We start from the raw sequence: 23,949 nt of genomic DNA, 5'->3' as shown, positions 1-23,949 counted from the left end.
TTTGAAGATACATACAAAATACACGATAACGGTTATACTGCTGTTCTATTCATACATTTCTGCAACAGCTGAAGTCAATATTATTGACAGCCTGTTAAATAAGCTTGAATATGCCACACCTGCAGAACAGGTGCAGATATTTAATGACATTTCCCGGGCATACTGGCAGGTTTCGCCCGAGGAGAGCGCCAGGTATGCTGGAAAAGCACTGGATATGGCCACGCAGCTCGCCGACAGGAAAGGTGTGGCCGATGCAATTAACAGGCTGGGGAATGCAAGGTATTTCGCGGGTGATTACGATGAATCACTGAAATACTATCTTCAGTCGCTCGAAATAAGAAAAGAGATTGAAGATACTGAAGGCATACTCGGATCATATAACAACCTGTACATTCTCTATAATGCGGCAGGCCAAAGCAATGAAGCACTCAAATGCCTGCAAGAAGCTTTTACAATAAGCGAACTCAGCGGAGATGAAAATCAGATCGCCTATTTTTCGAATCTTTTGGGTTCCCGGAAATCGGAGATGCATGAGTTTGAAAAGGCGTCACCACATATTGACCGGGCGTTGCTAATGTTTGAAAGAACCGGTAACAGAGAGGGAATGGCGTCGGTACTGCTTACCAGGGGCGCCATGTACAGACGGATGAGCCTGTATGATGAAGCACAGGTCAATTATTTCAGAGCACTTGAATATTTCCGTGAAACCGGTAATCAGAACGGGATAGCCTCAGTAAAGAACAATATAGGGATAATTCATAAGCATTTGGGTCACCTGGACATAGCTCTTGAATACTATCACAGGTCTCTCGATATTTATAATGAGACGGGCGCAAATATATCAGGGATTGCCAGCATCCTGAATAATATCGGGATAATATGGTATGAAAAGGGAGACTATACCACGGCCCTCGATTATTACAAGAAGGCTCTGGGGAGTTATGATGCTGCAGGGCAGAACCAGGGCATAGCCACTACAACCCATAATATCGGGATTCTGCACACAAAGATGGGCAATTATGCAGAAGCTTTTGATGCCTATAACAGGTCTGTTGAGATCAACAGCCGCACCGGTAACGTATTCAGCCTGGCCAACAATTACAATAACCTGGGCGAAATGTTCTACCTGAAAAAAGAATATGACAGTGCAGGCAAATATCTTGAACAGGCGCTTGAGATGGCAATAGGCCTGAATGCGAAAGAGTTGATTGCAGAGAACTACCTGTTCCAGTCCATGCTCTTAAGTGAACTTGAAGATTATGAAAGAGCACTCTACCTGTTTGAAAGGCATGATGAGTACAGAGACAGCATATTTACTGAAGATACGGGGAGCAAGATAGCCGAACTACGGGTAAGGCAACAGTTTGAAAGCCAGCTTAACCAGCTTGACCTGCTTGAAAAGGATAACCAGCTTCAGCAGCTCAGGATTGAAAGGGAAAGGACATATCTCATCGCACTAGGAATTATTGCAGCCATAGCTTTCCTGTTTTCCTTCATCATCATAAGAATGATAAGGTACAGGGGAAAGCTTAACATGGCGCTCAATGAAAAGAACATGCAGCTGCAGGCAGCCAACCATGAGCTTGAAGTATCCGGTGAGAACCTCAGGAAACTCAACTCAACCAAAGACAAATTCTTTTCGATTATTGCGCATGATCTGAAAAACCCGTTTAATGCACTCCTTGGTTTTTCCGAGACACTTAACCAGGACTATGACAACCTCTCAAAAGACCAGGTTTACACATATATAGAGATCATCAATAAATCGGCCGCTAATCTATACCAGCTGCTTGAAAACCTGCTTGAATGGTCCAAAAGCCAGACGGGCAACATCAGTCACAAACCAGAAAAATTCAAGCTTCTGCCTTTTATTGAAACGGTCATAAGCTCACTTAAGGCTGATGCCGGCAAAAAGGGTATATCGGTAACCACCGATATTGATGAAGGATTGACCGCTTTCGCGGACAGGAATATTATAGCCAGCGTTCTCAGGAACCTGTTAAGCAATGCAGTGAAGTTCACATACTATAACGGTGAGATAAAGGTGGTGGCAATCCCAGGGGAAGGGGACGTAAAAGTATCAGTAACAGATAACGGCACCGGGATAGACCCCCAGGAACAAAAAAAGCTTTTCAATATCAACTACAACATAACAACCAGGGGAACCAATGATGAGAAGGGAACGGGACTCGGACTGATCCTGTGCAGGGAGTTTATTGAGAAGTCCGGCGGCAGAATATGGGTTGAAAGCGAACCCGGGCAAGGCAGCACTTTTTCTTTTACAATACCAGGATGATCAAATGTAACCACATATACAAGCTCTACCGGACCGTCATACGGATAATGCTGATCCTGTATATAACCGTTTGTTCAGACCTCACCCTTTACGGGCAGCAAACTTCCCGGGCAAGGCTTGACAGCCTGATCAACCTTGCAGATAAAAGCAGGGGAACCGAAAAGATTGACCTGCTGCTTGATATAAGTCAGATGCTCTGGTACTTTAACAGTTTCGAGGAAAGCATGAATTATGCGGTTCGGGGACTCCAACTGGCAGAAGAACTTAACTCTTCCGCAAGGAAGGCAGACGCACTCAACAGAATTGGCAATGTCCACTACTTCCTTAGAAACCACGACAATGTTATTGAAAGCTACAACATGGCGCTTGAAATTGCAATTGAACTGGATGATGACCGGAGAAAAGGAATATATCTTAATAATATAGGGTTGCTTTACTATGAGCTGGAACAGTATGATTCAGCAGAAGTATACCTGATCCGCGCACTTGACGCCAAAGAATTACATGGGGAACCCGAGCTCATATATTCAACCCTTGGAAATCTTGGAGCACTATACCGGGATAAGGGGAAATATGATGTTTCACTGCACTATTTTTCCAGGCAGCTGGAAATACAACAGACAAAGGAGGATCCCAGGAGTCTGGCGGTCGTTCACAGGCAGACAGGCGAGGTGTTTTTTATGAAGGGCCAGCATATCGAATCACTATCGCATCTGATGATTTCGCTCGATTTTGCTCAAGAAACTAATGACACCCTGTTAATTGCATCGGCACATTATCACATCGCAAGGTCATTACTTGAACTGGACCGCAAAGAGGAAGCACTGGAAAGCATAAACAGAAGCATTGATCTGGCAGCAAGCACAACCTCCCTGATGCTGATGAGCAACAACTACCATCTTTTATACCAGTACAACAAAGCCAATAGAGATCATCAGGCAGCCTTTGAAAACCTGGTAAAGCACAGCAAACTTAAAGATTCCGTCAGAACCATACAATCGAACAGGAGAATCCAACAGCTAGAAGCGATATACGAAACGGAAAAGAAAAACAGCATGATAGAGCTGCTACGCAGGGAAAATGAGATCCAGGAACTGAACCTTAACCGGCAGAATACTTTTAAGATTATTCTGGCATTGGTCCTGGCTTCATTGGCAACCTTCTTAGTTATCATTGCTTTCCGGTACAGGATAATAGTGAAAACAAGCAGGCTGCTTAAAAAGAAAGCCGGTGAGCTGGAGGAGACAAACGAAAAGCTCAGGATATCGACCATAACCCTCGAGCAGCTGAATGCAACTAAAAACAGGTTTTTCTCAATTATTGCCCACGATCTTAAAAACCCATTCAACGCCCTGCTGGGATTCTCTGATATAATGGTATCAGATTTCAACAGGCTTGAAGGCGAAGAGCTTCGCGAATATATCAGACTGATCCATCAGTCCTCTCAGAATCTTTACAAACTGCTGGAAAACCTTCTTAAATGGTCAGCCTCACAAACCGGGATGATGCATTTCATTCCCGAGCGGTTTGACCTGGTGAGCCAGATTCATTCAGAGATCAGTTTCTTCAGGATCAGTGCCCGGAAAAAGAATATAACAATTTTCGCTGACATTCCTGACGAGCTGTTCGTGTCGTCAGACAAACCACTGTTATCCAGCGTCATAAGGAATCTTATCGATAATGCTATCAAATTCACACGGGAGGATGGCCGTATAGACATAGCATTGAATGTTACAGGAAATGAAGTGGTTGTAAGGATAGATGACACCGGTATTGGTATCCCTCATGAAATGCAGCAGAGATTATTCAGGATAGACGGTAATACCAGCAGGAAGGGAACATTCAACGAGCAGGGAGGCGGCCTTGGCCTAATTCTGTGCAAAGAGCTTATTGATAAGGCAGGAGGAAAACTGGGATTTGAAAGCGAGCCTGGTGCCGGAAGCAGTTTCTGGTTCAGTCTTCCCCTGAATTATCAACCGGAGAAATGATTAATCCATGGTTAAACCAAAATTAAGTAATTATGCCTGAGAATAAGATCAGTTACAATGAAGCAGTGGGTGAAATAGAGAGTATACTTAACCAGATAGAGAACGAAGATCTGGACGTGGACGAACTTTCCGGCAAAGTAAAAAGAGCATACTTCCTGCTTAGATTGTGCCGGGAAAAGCTTTATGCAACCGAGAAAGACATTGAGAATATCCTGAAAGATTTTGCCGGAGAAGAAGAAAAGAGCGCCAATAATACCTAATATCCCTCCTGCACCGAAGTATTTACACTGATCTGTATCTCGTGCCCAATGGCTTTCACATACCGTGCTATCCGGATAAAAGGTGCTGCAAAACCATAACTCCTGTGACAGCCAAGGTGAATATCCCTGGCCAGGTTCATGGCCATGTACTGATTGGCTTTTATAGCCTGTGCAAAATCAGTCCTGCCATCGTTAAAGCTGCCGTTTAACTTGCTGAGCGTTCTTATATTTTCTTTAATGATACTCTTCAGCACCCTGTAGTCCCTCAACTGTGAAGATAGACAATCAGTAACAACTCCTACAATATTACCGGTTGACAGGTCAATTACAGGAGAACCGGCATTGCCCGGTTCAAACGGTGCTTCAATGTGCATATATTCATCTCCACCGATAATATTATGTGAAGAAACAATACCAGCTTTCAAATACGGTTTGTTCATACGCCTGCTGTACCCGATAATGGCAACCTGGGTGCCGGTTACCACAGCAGCAGGTACAACAGGTGCCGCTAAAGGAACAGGCGCTGTCCTGCCGGGGGGAACCCTTATCAGTTTTATTCCTGAATATCGATTTTTCAGCTCACCCGCTATAAGCTTGCGCAGATCAACGGTGTTGAGTTCCTTAAACATAACAGGCTCAGTTGAGCTATCAGGACAAAAACGCAGGACTAAACGTACGGCCCTTCTCATCTCTTCGCTGCATATGTCAGTCACAATATAGTCTTTGTACCTGAAGCCGGTCGCCCGGTAAAAAAGGATGCCCCTTTTACTGTAAAATTCAAAAGAACATACAGATTTGTGATGGTTTTTCCAGACAGAGGTGTACATAATGACGTGTTTTTGTTTAACATCCAGCCTGGGAGGCAGTCAGCTTTTCCATCTGCAATGCCGTCAGGCTGCTTTATTATCCAAAAAATTTGGTTCAAAAAGTTATAGCCCCCTGTCAAGAGGTTCATTTTTTTTGAAAACGTGACACGGGTTTTTCAACAACCAGCCACTAATTAAATAAGTTATTAACAAATAACCTGTCCGGATATAAGCCTGACAGGTATAGTGACTTATCACGACTGTTTATAACTTGTTGAAAACAAAAACAGTCCGGTACAAAAAATTATAACGGGTTTCCATTGTGCCGACCGGTAAAACCATCAGGCCGGAGCTAAAAGTGAGCAAAGAGTGGTCGGTGACGGTATCAAGCGGGTCTGTAATACAATTCCCGTTCTCATGATGCCACGCCCTCCCTGAACCTATTGAAGCTTCTAAATCTTTTTCTGCTCACGGATTGCTTCTGCGAGGGATGCCTCCCTGGTATAGAATTTCTGCCATTTATGCTCCGGATCGGGTCTGGTCAGAAGCGATACGATAATAAGCACTGCAATTGAAGCACTTGCAGCAGGTATTACAATATAACTGGTACTGATAAATGGCTCAGGCAAAATTGCGTTGATGACCGTTATCAATACTGTAACCCCCATACCGGTAGCAATTGAGGCAACCCCCCCCGCAGTTGTTACGCGTTTCCAGAGGAAAGCAGCCAGCAGCACAGGTGTAAGCCCTGCTCCTACCATGGTGTAGGCCGTAAAGGCCATATCCAGTATTGTCCTGAACTGGGTAAGGAGCAAATAGGCCATTATGCCAAGAGCTATCAGGGCCATCCTCTGGAAAAGAACCACCTGTTTCTGTCCGGCATCGGGTTTTATGAACCGCTGGAAAATATCACGGGTAAGGTTGGTAGAAGGGGCCATAAGGAAACTGTTTCCGGTGGAGGTAATAATGGCTACGGCCGCACATATAAGAAGCAACCCTGCAAGAAGCGGCAGCCCAACCTCAGTGCTGTACCTGGCTGTGTGTAAAATTATCTGCTCCGAGTTCTCAACCGACAGAAAAAGTTCTGAAGAGGACGGAAGGCTGTTAAAATGATTGAAGGCCAGTATGGCAAGTGAAGCTATTGCGGTTTCGACTACAATGGTGCCAAGTACCCACCAGACCACTGCAGTTTTTGCCGACTTTTCATTGCGCGCCGAAAAGAACTTCTGGTACATGTTAGATTCGCCGAGCAAAAGCAGGAAGGTAGGAAAGAAGATACCCATAGCCCAAAGAAGGTTATTGTCGCCAAAAACCGTAAGTTTAGAAGGATCAAGGCTGGAAGACACATATTCACTTCCGCCAAGATGGATATAGATCAGGGGGACTGCAACTATTACGGCAAGTGTTATCACTGCACCGTTAATTATGTCAACCGAAACAATTGAGATCATTCCCGCAAAAGCGGTAAACAGAACAATAAATGCTGCGGTAATGATCACCCCCTGCCATTCAGGCACCCCTGCAACAAGGTTGAGCACAAACCCCCCGCCCCTGAACTGGTAACCAACGATAGTGGTATAGGCGATCACAATTACCAGGGTCCCCAGTATACGTGCCCACTTGTTGTAGCGCAGCTCAAGTATGTCGGGTACCGTGTACTGGGCAATTCTCCTGACCCGGGCAGCAAGAAAGAATACTATTATAATGCCAACCCAGGCACCCGCTGCCATCCATAACTCCGAGAGCCCAACCCTTGCAGCGAGTCCTGCTCCTGCCAGAAGGCTTCCCGAACCTATCCAGGTACAAAGAAGCGTACCCACCAGTTTATACGTAGGTACGGAACGCCCCGCCACCATGAAATCGTCCTGCCCTTTTACCGCAAAACTTTTATAAACGCTGATACCCATAAGAAAAGCAAGGTATCCAAGAACCACCCATAAGAAGATCATATCAGTAAATTTAATTTTCTATAAAGTATAAAACAGCTCTGCTCCAGGTCCTATCGGCAGGCCCGTAAGTATCCATACAATCAGCATTGCCAGCCAGAAAAGAAGGAACATAACCGAATAGGGCAGCATTGTTGCAATTATGGTACCTATACCTGCACGCTTGTCATATTTTTCCATAAAGGCTACTATAAGAGCAAAATATGACATCATTGGAGCGATCACATTGGTAACGCTGTCGCCAACCCTGTAGGCAAGCTGAGTAAATTCAGGCGAATATCCAAGCAGCATGAACATCGGTATGAAAACGGGGGCCATGATGGCCCATTTTGCCGAGGCGCTTCCAATAATAAGGTTTATCAGTGCCGAAATCAAAACAAGGCTGATCATCAGAGGTATTCTCCCCATTCCCAGTGCGCTTATGCCTTCGGCACCCTTGATCGCAAAGATAAGTCCAAGATTGGTCCAGTTGAAATAGGCAACGAACTGTGCAGCAAAGAAAACCAGAACTATGTATGTGCCGAGCGTCGACATTGACTTGCCCATCCCGTTTATAACATCGGCATTGCTTTTCAGGGTTTTTGCCCCGATTCCGTAAGCTATACCGATCACTGCGGCAATAATGAAGATCATGGCAACGATACCCGACATGAAAGGGGACCTCAGCAGGTCGCCTGTTAAGGGGTCACGCAAAAAACCGCTGCCGGGTATATTGTCCCATATCCCTCCGCTGATGGGCATCGTGGCCCACAACAGCAGCAGCACAATCACGTAAAAGGTCCAGGATGCATATTTCAAGCCCCTCTTCTCATCACTGCTGATATCACTCAGTTCTTCAGGCTTCGCATCACCCTTGTACGGACCCAGGCGTGGGATTACGATCTTTTCGGTAACCCAGGTGCCTACAAATGCTATAAAGAAAGTGGAAATAAACATGAAGTAATAGTTGGCAGCGGGGTTAACCTGGTAGGTTTCGTCAATTATATGGGCCGCCTCCTCCGACAATCCTGCAAGCAGCGGATCAATGGTCCCCAAAAGCAAATTGGCACTGTATCCCCCGGAAACACCTGCAAAGGCGGCGGCCAGCCCCGCTATCGGGTTCCTGCCTACTGCAAGGAATATCATAGCCCCCAGGGGAACAAGAACGACATATCCAACCTCACTGGCTGTATTTGAAAGGATCCCTGCAAACACGATTGCAAATGTCAGAAGCTTCCTGGGCGCCGACAGCACCAGCTTGCGCAGCGCGGTCGACATGAAACCGCTCGACTCCATCACCCCTATACCGAGGAGTGCAACAAGTACAGTCCCCAGAGGTGCAAAAGAGGTGAAGTTGACCACCATCCTCATCAGTATCATATGCAGCCCTTCGATCGTCAGCAGGCTGAAAGGCTTTACCTCCTCGCCGGTGCCCGGATGCGTAACCGTGATGTCAAAAGCACTCACGATCCCTGATAACACAATCGTTCCTCCCGCAAAAATGGCAAACAGGGTGGCCGGATGCGGCAGTTTATTTCCTACCCGCTCTATTGCACCGAGCATTCTTGCAATGAACCCCGAACTTCCGTTTTTACTGTTTGCCATAGTCATATCTGATTTAGCACTCCTGAAGCATCCGGAAAACCAAAAAAATTGTTGCAATTTTAGCATTTATTGGGAACTAAAACAATAAAAAATCACGAAACGATATAATTTAGAGGTGTTAAAAGTATATCAACATGCAATTGCACCGATATTATCGTAATTTTACATCCTTCATTGGAAAAATGTAAAAAAACTATCAGGCACACGCATTCTCCAAAGTAATTTTTTGCTGATGAAGATATTGACAACAAACCAGATAAGAGAGGCCGACCTGTTCACCATAGAAAATGAACCGGTCTCATCTCTCAATCTGATGGAGAGAGCCGCCGGGGCAATAGCCGGCTGGTTCTTCGAAAACCTGCCGGCCGGGGAGCAGATCATGATATTTGCAGGGCCGGGCAACAACGGGGGTGACGGACTGGCTCTTGGACGGATACTCAAAGAAAATGGATATTCTCCACGTATATACCTGATGACCTCATCAACAGGATATTCTCCGGATACATCAGTCAACCTTGAAAGACTTCAGGCCATTGGTCTGAAGCCGGAAATTCTGACACCTTCAGGCGAACTTCCCCTTATCAGCCACTCATCGGTAGTTGTGGATGCACTTTTTGGTACAGGACTGTCAAGGCCGCTGGAAGGTTTTCCGGCTAAAATAATTGATCATATAAATGCTTCGGGTGCAAAAGTGGTCTCGGTCGACATGCCGAGCGGACTTTTTGGTGATGACAACCGTGAGAACACCGGTGGCAGCATAATCAGTGCAAGCCATACACTTTCGTTCCAGGTTCCGAAGCTGGCATTCATGTTTACAGAGAATGAAAGATTTACGGGCAGATGGGAAATACTGCCGATAGGCCTGCATGAAGAGTTTCTGAATAATGTAAAGACCAGCTTCCATTATGCCTGTGCCGAAACGGTCAGGGCCCTGATCCGGCCGAGAAGGATATTCTCCCATAAGGGGAATCTGGGACATTGCCTGCTGATATCAGGCAGCAGAGGCAAAATGGGAGCTGCGGTACTTGCAGCCGAATCATGCCTGAGGACGGGGACGGGACTGCTGACAGTGCACGTACCAAAAGAAGGCTGCGGTATAGTACAGACTGCAATACCCGAAGCAATGTTAAGCATAGACTGCTCAGAGAACTTCTTCACCGAGCTGCCTGACCTTGATAAGTTTGATGCCATTGGAGCAGGGCCGGGAACCGGAACAGGTATAAAAACAAGCCGGGCACTTTACAAACTGATCACAACGGTGAAGGTTCCGCTAATCCTGGATGCCGATGCAATCAATATTATGGCCGGTAACAATGAATGGATTGGGCTCCTGCCCGAAAATTCAGTGCTGACACCACACCCTGGAGAGTTTGACCGCCTCGCAGGAAAGCACATGAACAGTCATGACCGGCTGCTTACCCAAATAAATCTTGCGAAAAACCATAAGATCACAATAGTCCTCAAAGGGGCGTTCACATCGACAGCAACTCCATCAGGCGATGTATATTTCAACGGTAGCGGGAACCCGGGAATGGCAACAGCCGGTTCGGGCGATGTGTTGACAGGAATTATCTTATCTTTGCTCGGTCAGGGTTACCCCCCTGCTGATGCTGCAATCACAGGTGTTTTTATTCACGGAATGGCAGGTGATCATGCGTCTTCAATCGGTTCGGAGGAATCGCTGATTGCCCGTGATATAAGCTCATCTCTGGGAAATGCATTCAGAAAACTAAAAACTGCTCGATCATGATTTACAGATTTGCATTCTTGTTACTCCTTGCATCAATAATTGCAGGATGTGCAGGTTCAAGAAGCCTTAAACACGAAACTTCGGCAATAAATGCAAAAGATGCCGTTCACCCCCATAGTTACACGTTAATCTATTCGCTGCCCAGAACCACACTCAGAATTACAGTGGAAGCATCCAGGTTTACAACAAGGAGGGGGCCATATTACCAGTATGCCGAGAGATACCTGGGTATAACCGGGGTTCCTGAAAGGAATTTTGACCGGTGGGTAATTGACAATATTTCGATTGACAGCTACCAGGAGGCAGATCCTGAACATTATTACCTGCTGAAGACGAATGACAGGCATGTGACAAATTTTTTCAGGCTGGAAGCAGAGGGCTTTGTTCTGCCTGTAAACCAGAAACAGCTGCCTGACCTTGACGGCTACTCACTGCCCGGCGAAGTGCCGGTCACCTCTCCCCTTTTCACCGACCTGTCAATCCACCCGCTGGTAGTTGAAGAGACACGCACCGTAATGAGAATGGTAAGGCAGGATACCGCATTCGTAAATGTACCTGTCCTGCAAAGGCAATCCGTTACCAAAAGCCTGGAAGCAAGGGCTGCTGAAGTGGCTGACCTTATATTCGAACTCAGAAGTAACAGGTTTAAACTGATATCGGGAGATCTGGACCTGTTTCCTGACGGCAAAGCCCTGGAAGCGATAATTGAAGAGTTCCGGAAGCAGGAATCTGAATACCTCAGCCTGTTCACAGGAAAGGTATCAGAGCATAAACACAGGTTTGTATTCGACTATACCCCGCCCCCGGGAGAGGCCGGCGAAACGGAAGATCCTGAGGTTTTATTCAGGTTCTCCGAATCAGATGGTGTTTTAAGTGCATATGAAACCGGCGGAAGGCCTGTAACCATCGAGTTGACATATGAAAACAAAACCGGAAATCTTGATATGGTATCATCAGCATCAAGGCAGGACAGGCAAAGTTCAGGAATATATTACAGGATCCCCGAAGCCGCTTCAGTCCGAATTTCTGACGGCAAAACCGGACTGGCTTCAAGAAGAGTACTTGTAGGTCAGATGGGCAAAATAATAGTCCTTCCGGCCGACTTCAAGTGGGAATAATGACCTCATGCGATCCAATTTCGGCGGATGCCGGCACGGAACATTCAAGTACAAATGTAATTCTGTATTTCCTGTTGGTTGCCGCCTATTTGAAGGCCCCCTTGAAACTCTCCCTGTAGGACTCCCATGGAGTATGCTTGTAATGATCCTCGGCAAAGAAACGGAGTATAGGCTCAATTCCTTCCGGTGTCATAAACCCCGGCACAGAAGTCAGTAATTCAAGGTCTTCGTTAATATAGACCACCGTGGGATAAGACATCTGTCCACCAAGTAAAGCAATAGACAGTTGGTGGGGAGAGCGCCTGCCCTCACCTTCATTCACAAACATGTGTCCCTGAAAATTAATCGTATCCCTGGTCTCGGAGTTAAGCTTTACTGCATAAAAATGATTGTTTATATAGCTTGCCACCTGGGGGTTATTAAATGTCTCTGACTCCATCCGCTTGCAGAATCCGCACCAATCGGTGTAAACATCAATTATTATCTTGCGAGGGTTCTGCCTGCTCATCTCTACAGCCTCTTCAAAACTAACCCAGTTTACCTTTTCGTTCTGAGCCTTAACAGCCGGAATGAACATGCCGGCTGTCATAATTATGACCAGATATATCTTCAGTGATGACATTTTCAATAACATAATTTTAAATTTTAGATCAACTATCTCAGTTTATAATGTATCGGGGAAAAAACAAAACCCTTGCTTAACTTGCAAAATTAACACCATTCAGGTTACATATATAAATAATTACAATTATTTAACAAGTATAATATATCCGGATGTTCATTCATACTCCCATATAATACAATTTTCCCGGTAATTATGTTCAGCTACATATGCATTGGACGATATTTTTTTTTTTACATTTACGCTTTAATTAAATATCCGGGCGGGTATCCACCGGCAGACAGACATGGTCGCCATAAATCCAACTACAAGTATTTATACATAAACCATTAATAACCATACCTGTACAAAATGGAAAATAACGACGCCAATAAAGTGGAGAAAAAAGGCCTGTTCCAGCGGGCACTTGACAAAGTGGAAATAATAGGTAATAAACTGCCGCAACCTGTAACACTCTTTGCAATACTGATGGTAATAGTTCTGCTGTTATCCTGGATATTCGGCGGAGTGACCGTTGATCACCCGGGAAAGGAAGCGGGACTTGTTGACAGCGAAGGCAGGCCTGTCGAGACTATAAGTGTTGTAAACCTTCTTTCGCGTGAGGGTGTTCAGAGAATATTTACCGAAATGGTCGATACATTTGCACAATTTCCGCCGCTGGGGCTGGTCCTAGTGGTAATGCTCGGTATTGGCGTTGCAGAACATTCCGGCATGATAGCTGTTGCCCTCCGGATGTTTGTGTCAAAAGTTCCAAAATTTCTGATAACCTTTTCAATTGTTGTGGCCGGGATGATAAGCTCAGTGGCAGCAGATGCAGGCTATGTGGTGCTAATACCTCTTGGCGGAGTTATCTTTCTCAGCATGGGCAGGCATCCGCTGGCAGGTATAGCTGCGGCATTTGCAGGTGTTTCAGGTGGATTTGGGGCTAATTTTCTGCCTACCGGACTTGATCCGATGATAGCCGCATTTACCGAACCCGCCGCCCAGATAATTGACCCGGAATACACAGTCAATCCGCTGTCTAATTACTACCTGATGGCTGCCTCTGTGCCATTCGTGGGAATTGCAGGCACATGGATAACAGAAAAAATACTGGTGCCACGGCTTGGATCCTATGAGCCGGATGACGATGTGGCTCTTGATGAAACAAATGAAATATCCCCACGTGAACGCAAGGCTCTGAAATGGTCCCTCTTTTCCGTGATTGTCATCCTCGGGTTGGTCGCTCTGGCCACTATCCCTGCCGACGGCGTGCTCAGGGGCGATTTTGATCCCGAAACGGGAAAAAGAACGATGCGGCCATTCTATGACTCGATCGTACCCATAATGCTTGTTGTGTTCTTTGTAGCAGGACTGGTTTACGGGATGGTTGCAAAAACCATAAAAAGTGACAAGGATGTTTCTGATATGACTGCCAAGGCAATGGCAACAATGGGCCTCTACATAGTCATTGCGTTTGTTGCAGCCCAGTTTGTGGCATACTTCAACTGGTCAAACCTGGGAAGTGTCCTTGCAGTTAAGGGGTCTGACGGACTGAAGGCAATCGGATTTACCGGCGGACCGCTGCTGGTCGCGTTTATCATTGTAGCCTCACTGGTCAACCTTGTTATGGGAAGCGCTTCGGCTAAATGGGCAATTCTTGCACCCATATTCGTTCCAATGCTCATGCTTATGGGATACTCTCCTGAACTGACCCAGGCAGCCTATCGTATCGGCGATTCCTATTCAAACATACTGACCCCGCTTTTACCCTACTTCCCTATTGTAATAGTCTTTGCACAGAAGTACGTTAAGAATGTGGGTATAGGAACCCTGATATCAATGATGCTGCCATATGCGATTGCATTTTTGATCGTAAGGATCCCGATGCTGCTTATATGGATATGGCTTGAGCTGCCCCTCGGTATCGAAGGCCCCCTTTATTACACCCCTTGACAAAAGTTTGCCGGATCAAAGGGTCCGGCAGGCTTTCGTGACGCAAGACCTTTGAGTGTCCGAATCCCCGGCAAGGAATAAATAATAATCAGAAAAAGTACCTGAAATGAGTAAAGAGATCAAAAACCTTGACCCCGCACTTATCTGGAACTATTTTTACGATTTAACCCAAATACCGAGGCCTTCAGGGAAAGAAGCCGGAGTTGCCGGGTATATCAGAAAATTCGGAGAAAAGAGAGGGCTTGAAACCCTAATCGACCCTGCCGGAAATGTGATAATCAAAAAACCGGCCACACCGGGTATGGAGGATAAAAAGACTGTGCTCCTGCAAGGTCACCTCGACATGGTACCCCAGAAAAACAGCGATAAGGTCCATGACTTTGAAAAAGATCCTATTGAGGCATATATTGAAGGTGAATGGGTATGTGCACACGGAACAACACTAGGAGCTGACAACGGTATCGGAGTTGCCGCAGCACTGGCTGTGCTTGATGCCGGTGATCTGGTTCATGGTCCGGTCGAAGCTCTCTTTACCGTTGATGAGGAAAGCGGCATGACAGGGGCTAACGGACTCGAGCCGGGCATTCTGAATGCAGATATTATGCTCAACATGGACTCTGAAGATGAAGGAGAGCTTTATACAGGTTGTGCGGGCGGTCTGGATGCAAATATTAAGTTCACGTACCACAATATTGAGCCCCCGTCAGGTCATTCTGCATTCAGGGTTGAAATTAAGGGGTTGAAAGGTGGGCATAGCGGACTTGATATAGATCTTGGCCGGGGGAATGCCAACAAGCTGCTGTTCCGTTTTCTCAAGCATGCGGTGGAGTTCCATGGAGCCCTGGTTGCAAATATTGACGGCGGTGGATTGCGCAATGCCATTCCGAGAGAAGCTTCAGCAACCGTCGTGTTGGTACCAGACAAGGTGAATTCACTGAAAGAGAGCGCCGAAGCTTTTGCCGGCATATTCAGGAATGAACTCTCAGCAGTTGAACCCGACCTGAGCCTTGATTTAAATGAAACGGGTTTACCCGGAAATATTATCGACAAAGACACTATTAGTCGCCTTATCAGGTCAGTGATTGCCTGCCCCAATGGTGTGATAAGGATGAGCAATTCAATGCACGGACTCGTTGAAACATCGACGAACCTGGCAAGTGTCAGGTCAGATAACGGGGTTATTGATGTGAAGTGCCTCATGAGGAGCTCGGTTGATAGCTCCAGGGACGAACTTGCCTCAATGATGGAAGGGCTCTTTACCCTGGCGGGAGCCGGAATAACCTTTGACGGAGCTTACCCCGGATGGAAACCCAACATGGATTCTGAGATTCTGGCTGTGATGAAAAATGTCTACAAGGCACTTTACGGCAAAACACCCGAAGTCAAAGCCATTCATGCCGGACTTGAATGCGGGATAATAGGTGGTGTATATCCCGGTCTTGACATGATATCCTTCGGGCCGACAATAAGGTATCCCCATTCACCCGATGAAAAGGTCCATATCGAATCGGTGCATAAATTCTGGGTATTGCTGACAGAAACACTCAAGAATATTCCCGGCAAAAACTGATTTCAATTCCGCAACCGGGGGAATAGCGGCCTTATGTGTGCAGGCTAACATAAATGGCTGTCCGCAGACAGCCATTTAATTAATAACATATTTGACCGCAGAGGTCCCGCTATACCTTGTGCCTTGGCTCATCGGATACAGTGAGCCTTTTACGGCCCTTTGCCCTCCTTGAGGCCACAACCCTGCGTCCGTTGGCAGTAGCCATTCTTTCACGGAAACCGTGCTTGTTTTTTCTCTTTCTGTTTGATGGTTGAAACGTCCTCTTCATGATATATCAGATATTTTTATATTTATCAGGTCAATAATTCAGGGACTGCAAAGATAATGTTTTAAATAATATTTCAAAAACCCGCGAAAATTTTAAATGCATACATTCAAAAAACATCAGTTTATGAATCTGTTTCCCTTTTTTTATCACAGACTTAACCGGGGATTGAACACCCCGGTGATCCTAGACCCAAAGGTGTATGACAAACCTATGTTCCCGCTTAACTGGTAACTTGTTGCCCTGCGGCGCTGTTCCAGCAGTATCTGTTCCAGGGAAAGGTCTCCTTTGGGAATTGCAACCTGGTCGTTAATGAGTTCAAAGCTGCCCCTGAAATTCAGCGACAAACCCTCAACAATTCTCAGGTTCATGAAAGCAAACAGTTCCGCCCTGTTTGACCGGAGATCATGAAAATGGTGGAAGCCTACAAGACCTGCCCTCACATTTCCCCATGGCTGGCGGAAATTTGCCGAAGCAATTACTGCCTGGCCGAACAGTAACTCCTCTTCCTTGTCAAAGATAGTCTCCTCCTGGTAATCGTAATAGCCGGCACCAACCCTCCATGCAAAGGTAATTGACCGGCGGGTGGCTTCCTCGTATGGGAAGACACTGTATTCAATGGCAGGAGAAAGCTCCGCAGAGAATCTCATATTGTCGAATGTGCTGTAGTATATATCACCAAACCCGCCAACCGCCCAGTGATCGCCAATACTCACTATATGGTAGCTGTCAAAACCGCCCCTGTGGGCGACAGAGGATACCCAGCCGTCACCGGTCTTAAAATTCCTTTCATTGTAATTGTTGTAAGGTCTGAGCCTGGTACGCGATTCTGTGGTTATCCTGTCAGCAAATATCCCGTACCTCAGGTGAATCGCATTCCTGGTATCCTCACGACTGAAATTACCGCCGCCATAAATCTCAATCACCCAGTAGTTCCATGGATCTTCCGTCACAACATCATCGGTATCGATGGCAACAGCGGCAGCCTCATATGTTAACCGCATTCTGCCGGCTGCACTTGATGCAGCCATGAACGGGGCAAGCCCGAATTTTATCTTTTCGGTATATCCCCGCCTTGTTTCGTCTGAGGTATTGGAGGAGGGGGCCCAGTAGCTTAGCTCGTAGTTCATTGCCTTAAACCTGCCGTAGCCTATAAAAGATATGCTGTAGGTCGCCCCGATGCTTCCCGATGCATGCCTTGACATAATGATATGGACATCGGCCATCTCCCGCTCCCGTACATAATCAACCAGAGGTATCTCCTGCCTGATAAAATCGTCGTCAATCCATCTTTCAAGGTCCAGGAACACGCTCAGCCTGCTGCCAGTGACACCCTGTCCCATAGCTGATGTGCCTGCACCGGCAATAAAACCAAATAAAACAACGATGGTATAATAAAAAAATCTTTCTCCTTTCAGAATAATTTGTCTCATATCTAATTAAAATCAGTTCGTATTTCCTGCAAATAAACCCTTATAATACCAACATTGTTGATCAGAACCAATAAAAACGGATTAAAATTAGTTAATTATTTGTTCACTGTGCAGCCAGTTCAGTAAAAAATTTGATGCGGGTTCATGCGTCTGTGTGTAATTTTACGCAGAAAAAATTTAATGTATATTTGTGGTAATAACCAGATTTCCATTTATAACAATAACAAGATATGAGAACAAATATGATCATGCTTGCAGTCTTGCTGATGCCTGCAATACTAAAACCTGCCGGGGCACAGTCTCCAGGCAGCAGGGGCATTGTCAGTTTCCTCGAGATCATTGATATTAAAACAGGGGAACGGGATGTCGTATGGTCAGACACCAGCCATTTTGAGGCCCCAAACTGGTCGCCTGACGGCACCACGCTCTACTTCAACAGTGGCGGATATATATACAGGATCCCTGTCGGGGGTGGAGAACCGGTCAGGATTGATACCGGTTTCGCAAACCGGAACAACAATGACCACGTTGTCTCCCCGGGCGGCACACATATGGCGATCAGCCATCACAGCGCCGAAGATGGCGGGGCATCTATAATCTACATTGTAAATATTAACGGCGGAGAGCCGGTCAGGATAACAGACAAAGGGCCCTCCTACCTCCACGGTTGGTCTCCTGACGGACTGGAACTTGCATATTGTGCACTCAGAAACGGTCAGTATGACATTTACGTGATACCTGTAAAGGGTGGACCTGAGATACAACTCACCAATACCGCCTCCCATGAGGACGGACCGGATTACAGCCCCTGTGGCAAATATATCTGGTTCAATTCCGACAGAAGCGGAGTGATGCAGATATGGAGAATGGAGCGTGACGGAAGCAATCCCACACAAATGACATTTGACGGCTACAATGACTGGTTCCCCCATCCTTCGCCTGATGGGAAACATATTGCACTTCTTTCGTATGACAAGGATGTTGAGGGGCACCCTGCGAACAAAAACGTATGGTTGAGGCTTATGCCAGCTGAAGGAGGAGAACCTGTAACCCTTACGGAACTTTTCGGCGGACAAGGCACCATCAACGTACCCTCCTGGTCGCCCGACAGTCAAAGGTTTGCGTTTGTAAGCTACAAACTGCTGGACTGATGATAGAAACTTCCATGGTCCTCAGGTCTGAAACGCCTGATAGCTTTCAACTCTAAAGATTGAATTCAGTCCGGCATCCGGGATACTGACCCGATTCCGTCAGTCAGCACAACATACTCAGGGCAAAAGCGCTTATTCGCATTTAAGTTCGGCCGCTGGTAAAAAGACTATCTTTTTGGTCAGGAAAAAGTCTTCTGCAAAAAGATCGGAAATATCAAATATTCTGACCTTCTCCTTCCACACTTCCACCTCACTGTCAACATCACCACCTTTAAGGCTGTATATGCCGTGAAAAGAGGAAGGCGAATACCGGTTCAACCTGCCGGAAGACAGACTTACCAAAACAGGGAAAAGACATACTGCCCGGCTCACCACGTAATTAAACTGTCCCTTCAGTTCCTCAGCCCTGGTGTGGACCGGTCTGACATTATCAAGGCCCAGCTCACGGGCAACACTTTCAACCACCCTTATTTTCTTACGTGTAGAATCAACCAGTGTAAAATCAACATGCGGAAACATTACAGCAAGAGGTATGCCGGGAAAGCCGCCTCCGGTACCGATATCCAGAAGGGCCTCTCCGTCACTGAAATTTATCACCTTTGCAAGACTAAGTGAATGCAGTACGTGATTGATGTAAAGATTGGATATATCTTTCCTTGAGATAACATTGATCCGTGAATTCCAATATACATACAAACTCTCAAGCAGCTTGAACCTGTCAAGGGTAATGCCGCCAAGACCGGGAAAATAACGAGCCAGAACCTGAGTACCCAATATATCAGAATTTATGGGAGACGTTGTTCAATACATTGAAAAGCAGATCTCTGGCCCTGAAAAGCTGTGCCTTGACTGTGCCAAGAGGAAGATCAAGTTCCTGGGCTATCTCTTCATAGGAATATTCCTTGAAATACCTTAACTCAATCAACTTGCGGTATCTTGGTTTGAGTTTGGATACAATATCTACCATCAGTTTCATCTTCTGATGATTGATCATGGTCTCCTCAGGATCCAGTCTCTCACATTGAATATTGTGGGAAGGATCATCCTGGTCATCACCATGTGTTTCAATTGACAGCGGTGCGCTTTTCTTCTTGCGCATATAATCAATACAGTTATTCGTAGCAATCTTAAAAAGCCAGGTACTGAAAGCAAAATTGGGAGCATATTGCTCTATGCTCTTGAATGCCTTTCCAAATGCCTCAATTGTAAGATCTTCCGCATCACTCGGATTATTGACCATCTTTAAAAGCATGAAATAGATGGCATCCCGGTAACGTCCAAGTAACTCTGCGTAGGCCTTCTGATCTCCATTCTTCGCCTTCAGAACCAAATCATAATCATGGCGGGCCTTTTCAGAAAGATTTGGACTTACCTCCATCTGCGCTGTTTTTGAGTGATCAAATTTGCGGTAACACAGAAAATATTAATAAGAATTATCACCATGTCAAATATAGGCGAAAATAATAATAATTTTTTTTCATTCAAACGATTTGCTGCTATCCCGAACACTACCAACATAATTATCATCCTTGTTGCAAACAGGCCTGCAGCCAATGGCCATGAAGGCGTAAACATGGTCAGCAGCAGAATAAATGATAAATAAAAAAGGAACCTGCCCGATATTTCCAGTCCAAGCAAAAATTTTGTGCCCATCCGGTAGTGGAAACCGGTTGTAAGGTGCCGGCGTTTCTGCCTGATCCACTCATTCCAACCAGCCGGCTGCTCTGAAATGGTATTCGACAGGTGAGAGATCTCAATAGCTGTATTTTCCTTACTTGCAACTTCATTAACAAACAGGTCGTCATCACCGGACTCAATTCCCAGGTGGGAGGCAAACCCCTTGTTGCGAAAAAACACCGATCTCCTGTATGCAAGGTTCCTGCCAACGCCCATGTAGGGAATGCCTGCAAGTGCAAATGACAGGTATTGCAATGCAATGAAGGAAGTATCATACCTTACCATTTTGTCCAGTAACCCTTTTTTCCTGGCGTACCCGCCATAACCGAGAACTATATCATTCTGCGAGACAAAATGTCTCTGCATCATTGATAACCAGAGGGGACTGGCCGGATAACAATCTGCATCGGTCAGAAGAACCCATTCATTCTTTGCCGCCTTCAACCCGATAGTAACCGCCAGTTTCTTGCCCTGCCTGAAGCGCGGATCCTTCCTGATGCGCGTGGTCCTGAGATTGCTGTACTTCCTGCTCATCATTTCAAGAACCTCAGCTGTATCGTCATCTGAAGCATCATCAACTACGATCACTTCATATTCCGGATAATCCTGTCCGAGTATCAGCGGGAGGTTTTTCTCCAGGTTCCGTGCCTCATCCCTTGCACATATCACAACAGAAACCGGTTCTCCCGGAGGAGGCAATACGCTATTTTTCCGGTAAAAAAGAAGCCGGGAATAGAAAAAAAGGTAATAAAAAACCCCTGTAAGAAACGAAAAGAGAAAAACACCTGCACATATATACCAGATAAATCCGGTCTGATCAAAGTAAAAGTCCACAGCTGATAATTATAAGGATGTGCAATTTTATTAAACATTTTGTACTTAATCAAATTAACCGGCAATAATTGGTTGAACTCAGGCTGAACCCATGTTGAGCCTGGGAAGCAGTCCGCCACATCAAATATTGTCTGATTTGTTTATCTTTGCCAGGCATTTCCGGGAACACCCTTCCCCAATACCAGGGCAGAACCGGCAGGGATGAACATATGGCGGCTTCTATTAACGACAAACTCTTGGTTAATAATGTTTTTTAAGCTCAGGTCAACTGACAGGAATTCCGAAGCAAGGACAGGTATTTTGACAACAGGCCGGGGAAAGATTCAGACGCCGGTATTTATGCCTGTGGGGACTGCAGGCAGTGTGAAAGGTGTTTCCAGGTATGAGCTTGAACACAGGATCAAGGCAGAGATCATACTTGCGAACACCTATCATCTGTACCTGCGACCCGGACTTGAAACCATAGGAAGTGCCGGCGGCATTCACAGGTTTACCGGTTGGGAAAAGCCAATGCTTACTGACAGCGGCGGATACCAGGTTTTCTCACTTGCTGATAATCGCAGACTTTCCAAAGAAGGAGCAGTTTTCAGATCACACATTGACGGTTCGGAGCATACATTCACCCCTGAAAATGTTGTCGATATTCAGAGAACCATAGGAGCAGATATTATTATGGCATTTGATGAATGTACCCCCTGGCCGTGTGATTATGATTATGCAGCCAGGTCAGCCGAGCTTACCCACAGCTGGCTTGACAGGGGCTGGAAAAGATTTGCCGGTACCAGTGCCCTGTATGGTTGTGAACAATATTTTTTTCCGATTGTACAGGGAAGCGTTTACAGCGACCTGCGAAAAGAATCCGCTGAATACATAAGCAGTATGAACGCTGCCGGCAATGCCATCGGAGGATTATCGGTCGGCGAACCTGCCGATGTTATGTATGAGATGGTTGAGGAAGTAAACAGGGTGCTGCCCCGGGATAAGCCACGGTACCTGATGGGAGTAGGCACCCCGGCTAATATCCTGGAATGCGTCGCGCTGGGCATTGATATGTTTGATTGTGTCATGCCCACCCGAAACGGCCGTAATGGCACAATCTTCACTTCTGAAGGTATCATAAATATTAAAAACCGGAAATGGAAAGATGACTTTAGGCCAATTGATGCCGGAGGCACAAGTGAAACAGGAACACAATATTCCAGGGCCTATTTACGTCATTTAATCGTTTCGGGCGAGATGCTCGGCCCGGTCATTGCCAGTATACACAACCTGGAGTTTTACATGTGGCTCATGAGGCGGGCCAGGGCAGAAATTGAAGCAGGTACTTACAGGGACTGGAAAAACTCGGTCATACCTGTCCTATCAGGAAAGCTATGAACAAATACAGGTTAAAAATACTCGACCGTTATATAATAGGGAAGTTTCTGGGAACTTTCTTTTACTCTATACTGCTGATTGTCAGCATAGCAGTAATCTTCGATCTGGCCGAGAAACTGGATAATTTCATGGAACGTGAAGCACCCTGGAGAGCTGTCGTATTCGACTACTATCTCAACTTCATCCCCTACTTCGCTATACTCTTCAGCCCCCTGTTCACCTTTATCTCGGTAATTTACTTTACCTCCAAAATGGCCTATAATACCGAGATCATTGCTATACTGAGCAGCGGGGTAAGTTTCAGGCGCCTCCTCAGGCCCTACTTTGTCTCGGCATTCATAATCGCCCTGTTTGCATTTGTGATGAGCGACATGGTGCTGCCCCGGTCAAATGAAAAAAGACTGGAATTTGAAGAGAGGTACTATCGCAGGCGGCCGACCACGACTAACCTGAGGGATGTGCACAAACAGATTGAGCCGGGGGTTTATATTTATTTCTCAAACTTCAGCAGGACGTCAAATATCGCCTACCATTTTTCCATTGAGAAATTTGACGGCAACAGGCTTGTCTCCAAAACAACGTCTGATTACGCCAGTTACGATACCACAACACATAAATGGACACTCAGGCAATACATGATCAGAAACTTTGAAGAAGAGGAACAAAAAATTGAGCGGGGTATCAGAAAAGACACAATCCTTAATGTCCACCCTTCGGAATTCGGCAGGAGCGAAAAAATTGTCGAGACAATGAACCTCAGAGAACTTGATGAATTTATTGAGCATCAGCGAATGCAGGGGGCCGACAATATTGATTTTTACCTTGTCGAGAGGCACAGCCGTATATCTTTCCCGTTCTCAACATTTATTCTGACCCTTATTGGAATGTCATTGTCTTCAAGGAAAATGAGAGAAGGGATAGGGCTGCACATTGGCCTGGGATTGCTCCTGAGCTTTTCATATATCCTGTTCATGAGGTTCAGCACTATGTTCTCGGTAATCGGACCGCTCAGCCCCTTTGTGGCAGTATGGATACCAAATGTAGTTTATGCAGTTATCGCTTACATAATATACAGGCTTGCCCCAAAATGATTCAACCCGGCACAAAACATAAACAGATGAGCAACCATAAAAAATATTTTGTGCATACTCAGTAAGTGAACACCACATGTGATGCCTTCTTAACCTTTTAATGTAAACGATTTTGTGTTAAAGGACAGTTACTAATTTGCAAATATTCGTACATGAAAATTTTTTTTATAAATTATGATTTTGTAATGTTGTATTCGAATTTTTGAGCAGGCCCGTTGTAATTTCCGCAACCGGATGTTATACTTT

At 45.8% G+C, this 23,949-nt stretch carries 19 protein-coding genes; 10 read left to right on the top strand and 9 right to left on the bottom strand.

All coding sequences use genetic code 11. The annotated features are described in order from the left end of the window. Position 1: 1 nt before the first annotated feature. Genes EA408_06435 through xseB form a run of 3 tightly spaced genes read left to right on the top strand, consistent with a single transcriptional unit; the run spans position 2 to position 4,544 of the window. Positions 2 to 2,296 (top strand): hypothetical protein, encoded by a 2,295-nt coding sequence (locus EA408_06435; GenBank protein TVR72572.1) that lies wholly within the window; start codon positions 2 to 4, stop codon positions 2,294 to 2,296. After that, on the top strand, positions 2,293 to 4,284 hold the full coding sequence (locus EA408_06430) for a hypothetical protein (GenBank protein ID TVR72571.1): 1,992 nt from the start codon (positions 2,293 to 2,295) through the stop codon (positions 4,282 to 4,284). Before EA408_06435 ends, EA408_06430 begins: the two co-directional genes overlap by 4 nt. Before the next feature lie 32 nt (positions 4,285 to 4,316). Further along, positions 4,317 to 4,544 (top strand): exodeoxyribonuclease VII small subunit, encoded by a 228-nt coding sequence (gene xseB, locus EA408_06425; GenBank protein ID TVR72570.1) that lies wholly within the window; start codon positions 4,317 to 4,319, stop codon positions 4,542 to 4,544. Here xseB and EA408_06420 read toward each other — a convergent pair. From EA408_06420 to EA408_06410, 3 genes are all read right to left on the bottom strand, one after another. Continuing rightward, positions 4,541 to 5,371 (bottom strand): serine protease, encoded by an 831-nt coding sequence (locus tag EA408_06420; protein TVR72569.1) that lies wholly within the window; start codon positions 5,369 to 5,371, stop codon positions 4,541 to 4,543. The genes xseB and EA408_06420 overlap by 4 nt on opposite strands. Before the next feature lie 431 nt (positions 5,372 to 5,802). Beyond that, positions 5,803 to 7,299 carry a sodium:solute symporter family protein gene (locus tag EA408_06415; GenBank protein TVR72568.1) on the bottom strand — a complete coding sequence of 499 codons (1,497 nt, stop codon included), beginning with the start codon at positions 7,297 to 7,299 and terminating at the stop codon, positions 5,803 to 5,805. An 18-nt stretch (positions 7,300 to 7,317) separates the two neighbouring features. Next, positions 7,318 to 8,880 carry an AbgT family transporter gene (locus EA408_06410; GenBank protein ID TVR72567.1) on the bottom strand — a complete coding sequence of 521 codons (1,563 nt, stop codon included), beginning with the start codon at positions 8,878 to 8,880 and terminating at the stop codon, positions 7,318 to 7,320. Between the two features lie 232 nt (positions 8,881 to 9,112). Here EA408_06410 and EA408_06405 point away from each other — a divergent pair, with 232 nt between their 5' ends. Beyond that, complete coding sequence (locus EA408_06405) at positions 9,113 to 10,630, top strand: NAD(P)H-hydrate dehydratase (GenBank protein TVR72566.1); 1,518 nt, start codon at positions 9,113 to 9,115, stop codon at positions 10,628 to 10,630. Further along, entirely contained in the window at positions 10,627 to 11,748 is a 1,122-nt protein-coding gene (locus tag EA408_06400) for a DUF4831 family protein (GenBank protein TVR72565.1), read from the top strand. The genes EA408_06405 and EA408_06400 overlap by 4 nt, the downstream gene beginning before the upstream one ends. A gap of 85 nt (positions 11,749 to 11,833) precedes the next feature. Here EA408_06400 and EA408_06395 read toward each other — a convergent pair whose 3' ends face one another. Further along, complete coding sequence (locus EA408_06395; protein ID TVR72564.1) at positions 11,834 to 12,382, bottom strand: DUF255 domain-containing protein; 549 nt, start codon at positions 12,380 to 12,382, stop codon at positions 11,834 to 11,836. A gap of 339 nt (positions 12,383 to 12,721) precedes the next feature. Here EA408_06395 and EA408_06390 point away from each other — a divergent pair, with 339 nt between their 5' ends. Together EA408_06390 and EA408_06385 are read left to right on the top strand one after the other, a co-directional pair. Then, positions 12,722 to 14,305: an AbgT family transporter gene (locus EA408_06390; GenBank protein TVR72563.1), complete on the top strand. Its 1,584-nt coding sequence runs from the start codon at positions 12,722 to 12,724 to the stop codon at positions 14,303 to 14,305. Positions 14,306 to 14,411: 106 nt separating this feature from the next. Beyond that, positions 14,412 to 15,875, top strand: coding sequence for an aminoacyl-histidine dipeptidase (locus EA408_06385; protein TVR72562.1), 1,464 nt, complete (start codon positions 14,412 to 14,414; stop codon positions 15,873 to 15,875). Positions 15,876 to 15,984: 109 nt separating this feature from the next. Here the strand turns inward: EA408_06385 and EA408_06380 are convergent, their stop codons facing one another. Together EA408_06380 and EA408_06375 are read right to left on the bottom strand one after the other, a co-directional pair. Continuing rightward, positions 15,985 to 16,143, bottom strand: coding sequence for a 50S ribosomal protein L34 (locus EA408_06380; GenBank protein ID TVR72561.1), 159 nt, complete (start codon positions 16,141 to 16,143; stop codon positions 15,985 to 15,987). 146 nt (positions 16,144 to 16,289) lie between these two features. Continuing rightward, positions 16,290 to 17,573 carry a hypothetical protein gene (locus tag EA408_06375; protein ID TVR72560.1) on the bottom strand — a complete coding sequence of 428 codons (1,284 nt, stop codon included), beginning with the start codon at positions 17,571 to 17,573 and terminating at the stop codon, positions 16,290 to 16,292. Between the two features lie 266 nt (positions 17,574 to 17,839). On the opposite strand from EA408_06375, the gene EA408_06370 reads away from it, so the two are divergent. After that, positions 17,840 to 18,724, top strand: coding sequence for a transporter (locus EA408_06370; GenBank protein TVR72635.1), 885 nt, complete (start codon positions 17,840 to 17,842; stop codon positions 18,722 to 18,724). A 132-nt stretch (positions 18,725 to 18,856) separates the two neighbouring features. Here the strand turns inward: EA408_06370 and rsmG are convergent, their stop codons facing one another. The 3 genes from rsmG to EA408_06355 are packed head-to-tail and all read right to left on the bottom strand — an operon-like array spanning position 18,857 to position 21,235. Beyond that, positions 18,857 to 19,498, bottom strand: coding sequence for a 16S rRNA (guanine(527)-N(7))-methyltransferase RsmG (gene rsmG / locus EA408_06365; protein ID TVR72559.1), 642 nt, complete (start codon positions 19,496 to 19,498; stop codon positions 18,857 to 18,859). 4 nt (positions 19,499 to 19,502) lie between these two features. Continuing rightward, positions 19,503 to 20,102 carry a sigma-70 family RNA polymerase sigma factor gene (locus EA408_06360; GenBank protein TVR72558.1) on the bottom strand — a complete coding sequence of 200 codons (600 nt, stop codon included), beginning with the start codon at positions 20,100 to 20,102 and terminating at the stop codon, positions 19,503 to 19,505. Then, a complete protein-coding gene (locus EA408_06355; GenBank protein TVR72557.1) occupies positions 20,093 to 21,235 on the bottom strand; it encodes a glycosyltransferase in 1,143 nt (380 codons plus the stop codon). Before EA408_06355 ends, EA408_06360 begins: the two co-directional genes overlap by 10 nt. 246 nt (positions 21,236 to 21,481) lie before the next feature. Between EA408_06355 and EA408_06350 the strand changes: the two genes are divergently transcribed. Both EA408_06350 and EA408_06345 read left to right on the top strand, forming a co-directional pair. After that, on the top strand, positions 21,482 to 22,612 hold the full coding sequence (locus tag EA408_06350; GenBank protein ID TVR72556.1) for a tRNA guanosine(34) transglycosylase Tgt: 1,131 nt from the start codon (positions 21,482 to 21,484) through the stop codon (positions 22,610 to 22,612). Further along, positions 22,609 to 23,703 (top strand): YjgP/YjgQ family permease, encoded by a 1,095-nt coding sequence (locus EA408_06345; protein TVR72555.1) that lies wholly within the window; start codon positions 22,609 to 22,611, stop codon positions 23,701 to 23,703. Before EA408_06350 ends, EA408_06345 begins: the two co-directional genes overlap by 4 nt. Positions 23,704 to 23,949 lie beyond the last annotated feature (246 nt).

The sequence above is a fragment of the Marinilabiliales bacterium genome, from assembly GCA_007695015.1.
Taxonomy (GTDB): domain Bacteria; phylum Bacteroidota; class Bacteroidia; order Bacteroidales; family PUMT01; genus PXAP01.
Note: the sequence above shows the minus strand (reverse complement) of the source record. Positions and strands in the feature narration are given on the sequence as shown.